The following is a 13,382-nucleotide window of genomic DNA, read 5'->3' on the forward strand; positions in this document are numbered from 1 at the left end:
CTCACATCAATAGGGAAACCTTAAGAACGATGTCCACCGAAGTCCGCGTCCCGACACTTGGCGAAAGCGTCACCGAAGCCACCATCGGACAATGGTTCAAGAAGGTTGGCGACGCGGTCGCCGCCGATGAGCCCATCGTCGAGCTTGAAACCGACAAGGTGACCATCGAGGTCCCCGCCCCCGTGGCCGGCACGCTCGAAGCCGTCAACGTCAATGAAGGCGACACCGTCGAAGTCGGCGCCCTGATCGCCGCGATCGCCGCCGGCGAGGGTGCGCCCGCGCCCAAGGCCGAGGAAAAGCCCGCCGCCGCAGAAAAGAAGGCCGAACCCGCGCCCGCCGCCGCGGCCCAGCCCGCCGCAAAAAGCGAAATGCCCCCCGCTCCCTCCGCCGCCAAGATGATGGAGGAAAAGGGCGTCTCCGCCGATGCGGTCGAAGGCTCGGGCAAGCGCGGTCAGGTCCTTAAGGAAGACGTCCTCAAGGCCCTCGAAAAGACCGGCTCCGGCGAGGCCAAGGCGGCTCCCGCCCCCGCTGCCGCGCGTGCCCCCTCGTCCGCCGAGGACACCCCGCGCGAGGAACGGGTCAAGATGACCCGCCTGCGCCAGACCATCGCCCGGCGCCTCAAAGACGCCCAGAATACCGCTGCCATGCTCACCACCTTCAATGAGGTGGACATGAAGCCGGTGATGGATCTGCGCAGCCAGTACAAGGACCTCTTCGAGAAAAAGCACGGCGTGAAGCTCGGCTTCATGGGCTTTTTCACCAAGGCCGTGACGCATGCCTTGAAGGAAATCCCGGCGGTCAACGCCGAGATCGACGGCACGGATATCATCTATAAGAACTTCGCCCATATCGGCGTCGCTGTCGGCACCGACAAGGGTCTCGTCGTCCCCGTCGTGCGTGACGCCGACCAGATGACCATCGCCGAGATCGAAAAGGAAATCGGACGTCTGGGCAAAGCCGCCCGCGACGGCCAGCTCTCGATGGCCGACATGCAGGGCGGCACCTTCACCATCTCGAACGGCGGCGTCTACGGCTCGCTGATGAGCACACCGATCCTCAACGCGCCGCAGTCGGGTATCCTCGGCATGCACAAGATCCAGGAACGCCCGATGGTCGAAAACGGCCAGATCGTCATCCGCCCGATGATGTATCTGGCGCTCTCCTACGACCACCGCATCGTCGACGGCAAGGAGGCGGTGACCTTCCTCGTCCGCGTCAAGGAAAGCCTCGAGGACGTCCAGCGGCTGGTTCTCGACCTTTAAACACACGGGGAGGGTCTCGCCCGGCCCTCCCCTTTTTTGCGTCCGCCCCGTTATGAGCCTCGAACTCACGCTCCTCGTCTGGTCCGTCGTCCTGCTGTTCGTCCAGATCAGCATTCAGGCCGTATGGCTCACCGTCGATCTCGGCAGCGAATACAATGCCAGCCCGCGCGACGCGCAAAAGCCGCTCGGCACCCATGCCGCGCGCGCCAAGCGGATGCTCGACAATTTCCTCGAGACCTACCCCGCCTTCGTCGGCCTGGCGCTCACGACCGTGCTGCTTGGAACTTCGAACGGGCTCACCCAATGGGGCGCGGGGATTTATTTCGCCTTTCGCGTTTTCTATATCCCGCTCTATCTTGCCGGTGTCGCCTATATTCGCTCGCTTGTCTGGATCGCGGCCAGCGCGGGTCTCGCCATGATGGTTCTGGGGCTTTTGCTATGATCACCGAATACGGGTTCGAGTTCTTCGCGCTCCTTGTCGCTTTCGGGGTTTCCGCCGTCATTCCCGGCGCCGACTTCGCCATGGTGCTGCGCCAGTCGATCGCCCATGGCCGGCGCTCGGCGCTCTTTACAAGTGCGGGCATCGCCACCGCCATTCTCGTTCATGGCGCCTATACGATCTTCGGGCTGGGGCTGATCATCTCCCAGTCGCTCCTGGCCTTCACGATCGTCAAGATCGTGGGCGCGGCGTATCTCCTCTGGCTCGGCATTTCCGCCCTGCGCGCCGATCCGCCCCGCCAGCCCGATGTCAGCGACGCCCTGCCGCGCGACGAGATGCGCCCCACAACCGCTTTCGCACTCGGGTTCCTGACCAATCTCCTGAACCCCAAGGCCGTGCTCTTTTTCGTCGCTCTTTTCACCACCTTGGTGAGCGCCACAACGCCCATGGCCATCAAGGCGGGCTACGTCGTCTCGATGAGCATCGAGCTCTTTGTCTGGTTCGCGCTCGTATCGCTGTTTTTCGCCCTGCCCGCAGTGCGGGCCAAGTTCTTCCGCCTTGGACGTTGGTTCAACCGCGTCACGGCGTTGACCTTCATTGCACTTGCCATCCGTGTCGCTGTCGCGCGGCCCAACTAGCTAAGGAAATTCGCCATGGCCGAGAGTTTTGACGTCACCATTATCGGCACCGGACCGGGGGGCTATGTCTGTGCCGTGCGCGCCGCCCAGCTCGGAATGAAGGTCGCCGTGGTCGAGAAATGGGCCACATTCGGTGGTACCTGCCTCAATATCGGCTGCATCCCCTCCAAGGCGCTGCTGCACGCCTCCGAAATGTTCGAGGAAGCGACCCACCTCTTCCCCCAGCTCGGGATCGACATTGCCGAACCCAGGCTAAACCTCACCGCCATGATGGCCCACAAGGACGACACGGTGGCCTCCAATACCGGCGGTATCGAGTATCTGTTCAAGAAGAACAAAATCACCGCTTTCCGGGGTACCGGCGCGATTCCCGCAGCCGGCAAGGTCTTCGTCACCGCCGAAGACGGATCGGCCCAGGAGATCGAAACCAGGAACATCGTCATCGCCACCGGCTCGGTTTCGACCGACCTGCCCGGCATTGAGATCGACGAGGACAAGATCGTCACCTCGACGGGTGCGCTCAAATTCAAGAAGGTACCGGAAAACCTGCTGGTCATCGGTGCCGGCGTCATCGGGCTCGAGCTCGGCTCGGTCTGGGCGCGGCTCGGGTCCAAGGTGACGGTCGTCGAGTTTCTCGACCGTATCCTGCCGGGCATGGACGGCGAGGTGTCCAAGCAGTTCCAGCGCATGCTGCAAAAGCAGGGCATCGATTTCAAACTCTCGACCAAGGTCACCGGCATTGAAAAGACCGGCGGCGGCCTCAGCGTTACGCTCGAGCCCGCCCAGGGCGGCGACGCCGAGACCGTTGCGACCGACGCCGCGCTCGTGTCTATCGGTCGCAAGCCCTTCACCGAAGGCCTCGGCCTTGCCGACGCGGGTGTGGATCTCGACGACCGCGGTCGCGTGGTGACCGACGCCCACTACAAGACCAATGTCAACGGCATCTATGCGATCGGCGACGTCGTCGCCGGGCCGATGCTGGCCCACAAAGCCGAGGACGAGGGTATTGCGGTGGCTGAAATTCTCGCGGGACAGGCGGGGCACGTCAATTACGGCGTCATCCCCTCCGTCGTCTATACGAGCCCCGAGGTCGCCTCTGTGGGCAAGACCGAAGAGGAACTGAAGGCCGACGGCGTCGCCTACAAGGCCTCGAAATTTCCCTTCACCGCCAACGGCCGCGCCAAGGCGATGCTCGCAACTCAGGGCTTCGTGAAAATCCTAGCAGACAAGCAAACCGACCGCGTGCTCGGCTGCCACATCGTGGGCAAGAACGCCGGCGAGATGATCCACGAGGCCGCGGTTCTGATGGAATTCGGCGGCTCGGCGGAAGACCTGGCCCGCACATGCCACGCGCATCCCACAATGAGCGAAGCCGTCCGTGAAGCCGCGCTCGGCGCCAATGACGGGCCGATTCACATCTAGTGCACGCGCGCCGCTCGATAGCGGCGCGTCTCGCATTCTGCAATGGATGCAATCGCAATTTGCAACGCGATAACATATGGTTAACCATAGGGCTGGCTACATTTTGAGACAAATACCGGGCAACCCACACAATCTGGATTAACCCTCTATTGGCACGCTTCGTGCATTATAGGTTTCTGTCCGGATCTTTGTGTGTTGCGTACCGGATTACCTATTGGGCCCGGCCTCGCGTATTCTGAGGCGGGCCCTTTTTCTTGATCCCTGCCACTGTGAGCGCAGGTCTTGCCCATGCGCGGGCGAACGACTAGATATCGTCGAAACGCGGATAAGAAGGATTTGCGATCATGCTCTTTGGCCTGCTGCAATTTGTCGATCTGGTATTGAACCTGATCATCTTCATCATCATCGCACAGGTCATCGTAAGCTGGCTTCTTGCGTTCAACATCCTCAACATGTCGAACCAGTTCGTCGCGATGGTCGCCAATGCCCTTTTTCAGATCACCGACCCGCTCCTGCGCCCGATCCGCCAGTTCGTTCCCAATTTCGGCGGGCTCGATATTTCCCCGATCATCCTGTTCCTGGTGATCTATTTCATCCGGCTCGTGATTCTCTATCCGCTAATGGCGCAAGTCCGCTTCGGCTGATTTGCCAGACTGGTACAAACTCACGGAAACGGGCGTCCTCGTCTTTGTACGGGTGACGCCCAATGCGTCTCAAGACGCCATTGAAGGTATAGAGCTGCGGGCGGACGGCACTGAAGTGCTCAAATTGAGGACCCGTGTCATCCCGGACAAAGGCCGGGCCAATGCGGCAGTCGTCGCAATTCTCGCCAAGGCCCTCCGCGTTCCCAAATCCGCGCTCGCCATAACGGCCGGAGCGACCGCGCGGGTCAAGACGATCGGCGTGACGGGCGATCGGATAGTGCTCGCCGCAGCCCTCGACGCAATCACGCCCAAGACCGGCGCAAATTGACCCGATCCCCGGCCAAATACCAAGTCAGCATTATTGCCCTATCGACGCGCATTGCGGAAAGTCGATAAATTCCATTTGCTTGGCATCCGATGATCTGCCTATCCTCTCAACATCCTTGGGAGGAGTTTACACGCACAACAAAGGCGGGGAGGCTTTTGTGTGCATGTAACCAGGGCAGTATAGCTGACCAATGTTGAGGGGAATACACAATGTCTCTGGCCCTTTGGCTCATCGTTGCCTGCGGTGTGCTTTCGATCATCTATGGCATCGTCACCACGCGCACGGTTCTTGCCGCGGACGCCGGGACGGCACGCATGCAGGAGATTGCCGCCGCCGTCCGTGAGGGCGCGAGCGCCTATCTCAGGCGCCAATACACGACCATCGCCATCGTCGGCGCGGTCATCTTCGTCATCGCCTTTTTCCTTCTGGGCGCCTACGCGGCGATCGGCTTTTTGATCGGCGCGGTGCTTTCGGGAGCCGCAGGGTTCATCGGCATGAACGTTTCGGTGCGCGCCAATGTGCGCGTCGCCCAGGCTGCAACCACGTCCTTGGGCGGAGGGCTCGACCTGGCGTTCAAATCCGGCGCCGTGACCGGGCTGCTCGTCGCCGGCCTCGGGCTCCTGGGTGTCACGCTCTACTACTTCTACATGACCGCCATCGCGGGATTTGAGGCCATAGACCGCACCGTCATCGACGCGCTCGTCGCGCTCGGCTTCGGCGCCTCGCTGATCTCCATCTTCGCCCGTTTGGGCGGCGGCATCTTTACAAAAGGTGCCGACGTGGGCGGCGACATGGTAGGCAAGGTCGAAGCGGGCATCCCCGAGGACGACCCGCGCAACCCCGCAACCATCGCGGACAATGTCGGCGACAATGTCGGCGACTGCGCCGGCATGGCGGCGGACCTTTTTGAAACCTATGTCGTCACCATCGTCGCCACCATGGTGCTCGCGGCGATTATCCTGCCGGCCGACCTGAAACTCATCGGAATGGTGCTCCCGCTCGCTATCGGCGGCGCCTGCGTCATCACCTCGATCATCGGCACCTATTTCGTCAAGCTCGGCGCCAGCAGCAACATCATGGGCGCGCTCTACAAGGGCGTAATCGGCACGGGCGTGCTCTCGCTCGTGGCGCTGTTGCCTGTGATCTGGCTGATGTTCGGCGACATCATGATGCCGATAACCGTCGGCACGACCACCTTCACGCCGCTCGCGCTCTATTTCTGCGGCGTCGCCGGACTTGTGATCACCGGGCTCATCATCTGGATCACCGAATACTATACAGGAACCGACCGTCGCCCGGTCAATTCCATCGCCGAAGCCTCGATCACCGGGCACGGCACCAACGTCATCCAGGGCCTCGCGGTTTCGCTTGAATCCACGGCGTTGCCCGCGCTCGTCATCATCGCCGGGATCATCGCGACCTACTCGCTCGCAGGGCTCTTCGGCATCGGCGTCGCCGTGGTCACCATGCTCGCCCTCGCGGGCATGATCGTCGCGCTCGACGCCTTCGGGCCGGTGACCGACAACGCGGGCGGCATCGCCGAGATGGCCGGCTTGCCCGAGGAGGTGCGCAAGAACACCGATGCGCTCGACGCCGTCGGCAACACCACCAAGGCCGTGACCAAGGGCTACGCCATCGGCTCGGCGGGCCTCGGTGCACTCGTGCTCTTTGCCGCCTATACCCAGGACCTCTCCTATTTCATCGGCGAGGCCACCGAGGGCGATTTCTATTTTGGCGTCGGCCAGGTGAGCTTCTCGCTTGCCGATCCTTATGTCGTCGTGGGACTGCTCTTTGGCGGGCTTCTGCCCTTTCTTTTCGGCGGCATGTCTATGACCGCCGTCGGGCGCGCCGCGCAATCGGTCGTTGTCGAGGTGCGCCGGCAGTTCAAGGAAAAGCCCGGCATCATGGAGGGCAAGGACAAGCCCGACTACGGCCGCGCGGTCGACATGCTGACCAAGGCCGCGATCCGCGAGATGATCGTGCCCTCGCTCCTGCCGGTGCTCTCGCCCATCGTCGTCTTCCTCGTGATCCTTCTGATCGCGGGCAAGGCCGCCGCCTTCGCCGCGCTGGGCGCCATGCTCCTGGGCGTCATCGTCACCGGGCTCTTCGTCGCCATTTCGATGACCGCGGGCGGCGGGGCCTGGGACAACGCCAAAAAGAGCTTCGAGGACGGGTTCACCGATTCGACCGGCCAGGTGCACCATAAGGGCTCGGACGCCCACAAGGCCTCCGTGACCGGGGATACTGTCGGCGATCCCTACAAGGACACCGCCGGCCCCGCGGTCAACCCGATGATCAAGATCACCAACATCATTGCGCTGCTGCTCCTGGCTGTACTGCACTGACCCGACCGGGGAACGCTTGCAAAGCCGGCCCTTCAAGGGCCGGCTTTGTCGTGTCGACAGTCGTAAAAGCGTCAGCATTCCTGTCTATCATAAAGTCGTATGTCATTGAATCTTAAGCATGATATTGGACATTTAACGGAGCGGGCTCTAGTCTGGCCCTGACGCAAAACGATCGATCGCGACCGAGGGCGGAAATCCGATGACACGTACTGTCGAAACGCTGATGAGCGCCTGGAACGCGCGACTCGAAACGCTCGCCGCCGAGAAGCCGCGCGAAGCCGTCTTCATCAAGAAGGCGCTCAAGTCGTCGGACGAAAACGATCTTCTCAGCTATGACGTCGACACCCTGGAGGCGCTCCTGAGCCGCACGGCCGCCCACATCGGCGAGCGCAAACCGGGCACAGCCGACATCCGCATCTGGTCGCCCGAGGCGCCGGGTGCGCGCGACGTCGTCGTCATCGATATCTATTCCGCCGACACGCCCTTCATCGTCGATTCCGCGCTCGGGGCGATCCGCGCCGCCGGCGGCGTCATTCGCTTCATGACGCACCCCGTCGTGCCGGTCGACACCACCGGAACGCCCTGGACGGTGCTCGACAAGCCGACCCCGGAATCGCGCAACGAGTCGATCCTGCAGGTCCATATCGACCCGCCGGCGGACGCCGGTACGCTCGACACCATCCGTGCAGAACTCGAAGAAACCATGACGCACGTGCGCCGCGCCGTCATCGACTGGCGCGACATGCTCGAGCGCCTGCGCACGGTGGTCGTCGAATACCGCGAACACCCTCCGCATATGCGCGAACCCGAACTGGCCGAGGCCATGCACTTTCTTGCCTGGCTCGCGGACCATAATTTCACCTTCCTGGGCATGCGCGAATACCGGTTCACCGGCCCGGACGGCCAGCTTGCCCCGGTCGAAGGCAGCGGGCTTGGGATTCTGCGCGACGCGAACTACGTCTACTTGCGCCAGGGCGATGAGTACGTCCACACCACCGACCGGCACGCCGAGTTCCTCGCGAGCGAGGAACCGCTCATGGTCACCAAGGCCAACAAGCGCGCCCTCGTCCACCGCCGCGTGCACATGGATTATGTGGGCATCAAGATCTTCGACGCCGACGGCAGGACCGTCGGCGAATTGCGCGTGGTCGGTCTTTTTACCTCGATGTCCTTTGCGGTTCCGCACACCGAAGTGCCGCTTATCCGCCGCAAGGTGACCGCGGTGATGCAGCGCTCCGGATTCGACCCGCGCGGACATGCGGGCAAGGCCTTGATGAACGCGCTCGACAATTATCCGCGCGCGGAGATGTTTCAGATTTCCGTCGACGAGCTGTTCGAATTCGCCTCGGTGATCGCGACGCTTCCCGACCGCCCGCGCGTCCGCGTCCTCCCGCGCATCGACAGGTTCGACAATTTCGTCTCCATCCTCGTCTACCTCCCGCGCGATCGCTTCGATTCCGGGGTGCGCAGCAAGATCGGCACCTACCTCGCCGAGCGCTACGACGGCCGCGTTTCAGCCTTTACGCCGGATTTTCCCGAGGGGGATCTTGCGCGCGTGCACTTCATTATCGGCCGCAATGGCGGCCCCACGCCGCGCCCCGAGCGCGATGACCTCGAAGCCGACGTGAACGAAATCACCCGGACCTTTGCCGACAGGATGCGCGGCGAAGCCGAAGACCCGGCCTTGGTCGCAAGCTACGCAAACGCGTTTTCAGCCGACTATCAGCACGCCTATTCTCACATCGATGCGCTTGAGGATGTCGCCGTATTCAAGGGTCTCGGACCGCAAAAGACACTCGCCGTTCACCTCGAACCCGGACACGTCGAGCCCGGATCGCTGACACTCAAATTCTATCATCGCGAGCACCCCATTCCACTGTCGGACCGGGTGCCGCTCCTGGAGAATTTCGGCTTCCGCGTCATCGATGAGCGCACCTATCTGATCACCCCCGACAACGCCCGGCCGCGCTATCTGCACGACATGACCGTTGTCCCCGCCGACGGCCGGGCGCTCGACGTGCCCAAACTCGCCCCCCGGCTCGAGGCCGCAATCGTCGCCGCGTCGCTGGGTGAAATCGAGAATGACGGGTTCAACCGGCTGACCGTCCTCACAGAGATGGGCCATGCCGACATCACCATCCTGCGCGCGCTCGCGCACTACCTCAAGCAGGTCGGGATTGCCTATTCCCAGCGTTACATCTGGTCCGCGCTGGCCAATCAGCCGCAGCTCGCAAGCGCGCTGGTGACACTGTTTCACACCCTGCACGCGCCCCGCGTCGATCCCGCCCGCGAGGAAAAAATCGAGGCGCTGCAACAGGATATCGCGACGCATCTCGAGGCGGTGACATCGATCGACGAAGATCGGATCGTCCGGCGGCTGCTCAATCTCGTCGCGGTCTCGCTGCGCACCAACCTCTATCAGGACGACCGCCCCGCGCTCGCGATCAAGTTCGATGCCAGCGCCGTCGAGGGCATGCCGCGCCCGCGGCCATATCGGGAAATTTTCGTTTATTCCCCGCGGGTTGAGGGTGTCCATATGCGCGGCGGCCCCATCGCCCGCGGCGGTATCCGCTGGTCGGATCGGCCCGAGGATTTCCGCACCGAAATCCTGGGTCTGGTCAAGGCGCAGATGGTCAAGAACGCCGTCATCGTGCCTGTGGGCGCCAAGGGTGGTTTCGTGCCGCGCCGGATGCCGCTAAACCCCGACCGCGAAACGTTTTTTGCCGAAGGCACGGCGTGCTACAAGATCTTCATCGGCGCGCTTTTGGATGTCACCGACAATTTGCACGATGACACCATCGTGCCCCCTACGATGGTGCATCGCAGGGACGACGATGACCCCTATCTCGTCGTCGCCGCCGACAAGGGTACGGCGAGCTTCTCCGATACCGCCAACGCCATTTCCGTCTCCCGCGATTTTTGGCTCGGCGACGCCTTCGCGTCAGGGGGATCGGCGGGTTACGACCACAAGAAGATGGGCATCACCGCCCGCGGCGGCTGGGAAGCGGTCAAGCGGCACTTCCGCGAGATGGACCACGACATCCAGACAGAGGAATTCACCGTCGCAGGCGTCGGGGATATGTCCGGCGACGTTTTCGGCAACGGCATGCTATTGAGCGAAAAGATCAGGCTCGTCGCTGCCTTCGACCACCGCGACATCTTCATCGACCCCGATCCCGACCCTGCAACGAGCTTCGCCGAGCGCAAGCGGCTCTTCGAGATGGGCCGCTCGAGCTGGCAGGACTACGACACGTCCAGGATGTCGGAAGGCGGCGGCATTTATCCCCGCACGCTCAAATCCATCGAGCTGTCTCCGCAGGCCCAGGACCTTCTCGGCCTGGGTGCCAAAGTGTCGCCCTCCGAGGTGATGAACGCCATTTTGAAAGCGCGGGTCGATCTCCTGTGGTTCGGCGGCATCGGCACCTATATCCGCGCCTCGAGCGAAACCGATGCCGACGCCGGGGACCGCGCCAACGACGCGATCCGCATCACCGGCAAGGAGGTCGGGGCCAAAGTGATCGGCGAGGGCGCCAATCTGGGCGTCACCCAACTGGGCCGCATCGAATATGCGATGAACGGCGGCCGCATCAATACAGACGCCATCGACAATTCCGCCGGGGTGAATTCCTCGGACCTCGAGGTCAATATCAAGATCGCGCTGTCGAGCCTCGTGCGCTCGGGCGCACTGCCGATCGAGGATCGCAACGCCTTCCTCGTCGAGATGACCGAGGAAGTCGCCGCGCTCTGCCTGCGCAACAACTATCTTCAGACCCTGGCGCTATCGCTGACCGAACGCGCCGGACACCGGCAGCTTCCCGACCTCATCGACCTGATGGGAGGGCTCGAAGCCGAAGGCGAGCTCGACCGTTCGGTCGAATATCTGCCCGATGCAAATACGCTTGCCGAACGGCAGGCCGCGGGCCAGGCCCTCACGCGCCCGGAGCTGTCCGTGCTTCTGGCCTACGCCAAGAACACGCTCTTTGCCGACCTCCTGTCGTCCTCGATCCCGGACGATCCCTATCTCGCCAAGGAGCTCTTCCGCTATTTCCCCGAAACGCTCAAAGAACGCTATCCCGACGCGATCGAAACCCATCGCCTGCGCCGTGAAGTGATCGCGACGGTCCTTTCCAACGCCATGATCAACCGGGGCGGCCCGGCCTTCGTCTCGCGGCTGGTTACCATGACCTCGACCGATGCGGGCGCCGTCGCCTTCGCCTATGCCGCCGCGCGCGACGCCTATGATCTGCAGAACCTCAACGCGGCGGTCGACGCGCTCGACAACCGGATTTCGGGGGAGACGCAGCTGGCGCTCTATGCCGAAATCCAGCGCCTGCAGGTGTCCCAGGCGCTCTGGTTCCTGCGCAACGAAAAGTTCGACGCGGGGCTTTCGGACATGGTCACGCGCTACGGCAACGGGGTCGCCGAAATCCGCGCGGCGCTGCCCGACCTCGTTTCGCCCTTTCTCGCCAATGCCATCGCCGAACAGGAACGCGCCTTCGAGGCGGCCGGCACGCCCCCCGACCTCGCCCGGCGGATCGCCGCGCTTTCGGTTTTGACGCTGGCGTCCGATATCGTTTTTGTCGCGCACCGCTGCGAGCGGCCGGTCGCCGATACCGCCAAGGTCTTCTTTGCGGTCATAGAAACCTTCCGCCTTGGACGCATTACCGAACAGGGTGCGGCGATCGAAGCCACCGAACGCTTCGACCGCATGGCGCTCGACCGCGCCATGGCCAACCTGACGCGCGCCCTCCGCGACGTCACCTCCGACGTGCTGACCGCCGAGGGCAAGACCGTCGATGCCCAGCTCGTCGCATGGCAAACCCCGCGCAAGGCCGCGATCGCGCGGACGGCGGAAACGGTCGGGGACCTGATCGAGGGCGAGCTGACGATTTCGCGCCTTTCTGTGGCAGCGGGGCTCCTCTCGGATCTGGCAAAGGGGTAAGGCGCGACCCCAAGGGTCAAATCATGAAGGTGGCATAATTTGAGCGCTGGCAGCGATGACAAGGCCGGCGCCCTAAAATCCTGCTTCCCACGCCCCCACCCGCTCCGGTTCCATCGCCGCGCAATCGAACCCGGGAACGAACCGTTCCGCTGCCCGGCGGGCAAGCGTGTTGGCGTCAGGGTTCGCCCGCGCGTCGACATAGGCGACGTGGCAGGTGTTGCCGATCTCGAGCCTGGTGACGACAAGCACCTGCCCTTGCTCGCCGCCGTCCTCAAATGCGTCGAGGTAATAGCGCAAAATCGTGGCGACGGGGATCGGGCCGAATTCCGGCCGGTCCACGACGAGCCATTCGAGCGTGTCGTGGATCGTATTGAACGGGGGCAGCGTCTGGCGTCGGGCGATCTCGTCGGCAGCATCGGGCCCGTAAGAGACGAAAAAGCGCAGGTCACCCTCGGACACCAGCAGCGGATAGCCGCGATAGCCCGGGCACGTCCAGCTTGCGCCAAGTTCGTATTGCGAGACCATGGTGCACTCATCGGCGATGTCGATATGGGTATATTCGCTGCGCCACTCCTGCGCTTGCGCGGTGCCCGCGGCGAGCCCTGCGATAACTGCGATGATGGCCAATGGTTTCATGCTGGCGTCCCTCCTTCGGCGTCCGGGCTCAATATGGCTTGCAAACTCGCGCCGCGCTAGGCACAACAGCGCCCGATCCATCCCCTCCTCCCAACCCGATATGGATTGAAGATCATATGAACATCGACGCCATTGCGGTCGGCAAGAACCCGCCCGAGGATTTGAACGTCATCATCGAAGTGCCGCTGGGCGGCGAGCCGATCAAATACGAGATCGACAAGGACAGCGGCGCGCTCTTTGTCGACCGCTTTCTCTATACGCCCATGCGTTACCCCGGCAATTACGGCTTTGTGCCCCACACCCTGTGCGGCGACGGCGACCCGCTCGACGTGATCGTCCTCAACTCCCGCCCGCTGGTCCCCGGCGCCATCGTGCGCTCGCGTCCCGTCGGCGTGCTGTTCATGGAAGACGATGGCGGGGTCGACGAAAAGATCCTCGCCGTGCCGGTTTCCAAGCTCACCCGCATGTACGACTCGGTTCAGGACGTGACCGACCTGCCCGAAATCCAGATCGAGCGCGTCAAGCACTTCTTCACCCACTACAAGGACCTCGAGCCCGGCAAATGGGCCAAGATCGACCGCATCGGCGGTATCGACGATGCCCGCAAGGTGATCCTCGATTCGATCGAGCGGGCCAAGGCGGAAGGGTAAGCGACCTTGGCGCGGCGCCCTGTGCCGCGCCCCACACCTTCGGTTTACTTGACCTTTGGCCGGACACGGGCGTAGA

General features: G+C 63.0%; 10 protein-coding genes. 9 read left to right on the forward strand and 1 reads right to left on the reverse strand.

Annotation, left to right across the window (positions count from 1 at the left end; genetic code table 11):
* Positions 1-29: 29 nt before the first annotated feature.
* From odhB to LSG43_RS00420, 8 genes are all read left to right on the forward strand, one after another.
* On the forward strand, positions 30-1,262 hold the full coding sequence (odhB, locus tag LSG43_RS00385) for a 2-oxoglutarate dehydrogenase complex dihydrolipoyllysine-residue succinyltransferase (protein ID WP_231800316.1): 1,233 nt from the start codon (positions 30-32) through the stop codon (positions 1,260-1,262).
* A gap of 52 nt (positions 1,263-1,314) precedes the next feature.
* Positions 1,315-1,704, forward strand: coding sequence for an MAPEG family protein (locus LSG43_RS00390; RefSeq protein ID WP_231800317.1), 390 nt, complete (start codon positions 1,315-1,317; stop codon positions 1,702-1,704).
* On the forward strand, positions 1,701-2,339 hold the full coding sequence (locus LSG43_RS00395; protein ID WP_231800318.1) for a LysE family transporter: 639 nt from the start codon (positions 1,701-1,703) through the stop codon (positions 2,337-2,339). Before LSG43_RS00390 ends, LSG43_RS00395 begins: the two co-directional genes overlap by 4 nt.
* A 15-nt stretch (positions 2,340-2,354) precedes the next feature.
* Entirely contained in the window at positions 2,355-3,761 is a 1,407-nt protein-coding gene (gene lpdA, locus LSG43_RS00400; protein ID WP_231800319.1) for a dihydrolipoyl dehydrogenase, read from the forward strand.
* A gap of 344 nt (positions 3,762-4,105) precedes the next feature.
* Positions 4,106-4,405 carry a YggT family protein gene (locus LSG43_RS00405; protein ID WP_231800320.1) on the forward strand — a complete coding sequence of 100 codons (300 nt, stop codon included), beginning with the start codon at positions 4,106-4,108 and terminating at the stop codon, positions 4,403-4,405.
* A 1-nt stretch (position 4,406) separates the two neighbouring features.
* Positions 4,407-4,733 carry a DUF167 family protein gene (locus LSG43_RS00410; RefSeq protein WP_231800321.1) on the forward strand — a complete coding sequence of 109 codons (327 nt, stop codon included), beginning with the start codon at positions 4,407-4,409 and terminating at the stop codon, positions 4,731-4,733.
* A gap of 209 nt (positions 4,734-4,942) precedes the next feature.
* A complete protein-coding gene (locus LSG43_RS00415; RefSeq protein ID WP_231800322.1) occupies positions 4,943-7,078 on the forward strand; it encodes a sodium-translocating pyrophosphatase in 2,136 nt (711 codons plus the stop codon).
* A 199-nt stretch (positions 7,079-7,277) separates the two neighbouring features.
* Positions 7,278-12,020, forward strand: coding sequence for an NAD-glutamate dehydrogenase (locus LSG43_RS00420; protein WP_231800323.1), 4,743 nt, complete (start codon positions 7,278-7,280; stop codon positions 12,018-12,020).
* A gap of 72 nt (positions 12,021-12,092) precedes the next feature.
* On the opposite strand, the gene LSG43_RS00425 is transcribed toward LSG43_RS00420, so the two are convergent.
* Positions 12,093-12,656, reverse strand: coding sequence for a hypothetical protein (locus LSG43_RS00425; protein WP_231800324.1), 564 nt, complete (start codon positions 12,654-12,656; stop codon positions 12,093-12,095).
* A 116-nt stretch (positions 12,657-12,772) separates the two neighbouring features.
* On the opposite strand from LSG43_RS00425, the gene ppa reads away from it, so the two are divergent.
* Positions 12,773-13,306, forward strand: coding sequence for an inorganic diphosphatase (gene ppa, locus LSG43_RS00430; protein WP_231800325.1), 534 nt, complete (start codon positions 12,773-12,775; stop codon positions 13,304-13,306).
* Positions 13,307-13,382 lie beyond the last annotated feature (76 nt).

It is taken from the genome of Pelagibacterium xiamenense (assembly GCF_021166475.1).
GTDB classification, from domain to species: Bacteria; Pseudomonadota; Alphaproteobacteria; order Rhizobiales; family Devosiaceae; genus Pelagibacterium; species Pelagibacterium xiamenense.

Excerpts from the sequence above, each read along its gene's own strand:
- LSG43_RS00425 (WP_231800324.1), bottom strand. The coding sequence starts at position 12,656 with ATGAAACCATTGGCCATCATCGCAGTTATCGCAGGGCTCGCCGCGGGC.
- LSG43_RS00420 (WP_231800323.1), top strand. The coding sequence starts at position 7,278 with ATGACACGTACTGTCGAAACGCTGATGAGCGCCTGGAACGCGCGACTC.
- LSG43_RS00390 (WP_231800317.1), top strand. The coding sequence starts at position 1,315 with ATGAGCCTCGAACTCACGCTCCTCGTCTGGTCCGTCGTCCTGCTGTTC.
- LSG43_RS00405 (WP_231800320.1), top strand. The coding sequence starts at position 4,106 with ATGCTCTTTGGCCTGCTGCAATTTGTCGATCTGGTATTGAACCTGATC.
- LSG43_RS00395 (WP_231800318.1), top strand. The coding sequence starts at position 1,701 with ATGATCACCGAATACGGGTTCGAGTTCTTCGCGCTCCTTGTCGCTTTC.
- odhB (WP_231800316.1), top strand. The coding sequence starts at position 30 with ATGTCCACCGAAGTCCGCGTCCCGACACTTGGCGAAAGCGTCACCGAA.
- ppa (WP_231800325.1), top strand. The coding sequence starts at position 12,773 with ATGAACATCGACGCCATTGCGGTCGGCAAGAACCCGCCCGAGGATTTG.
- lpdA (WP_231800319.1), top strand. The coding sequence starts at position 2,355 with ATGGCCGAGAGTTTTGACGTCACCATTATCGGCACCGGACCGGGGGGC.
- LSG43_RS00415 (WP_231800322.1), top strand. The coding sequence starts at position 4,943 with ATGTCTCTGGCCCTTTGGCTCATCGTTGCCTGCGGTGTGCTTTCGATC.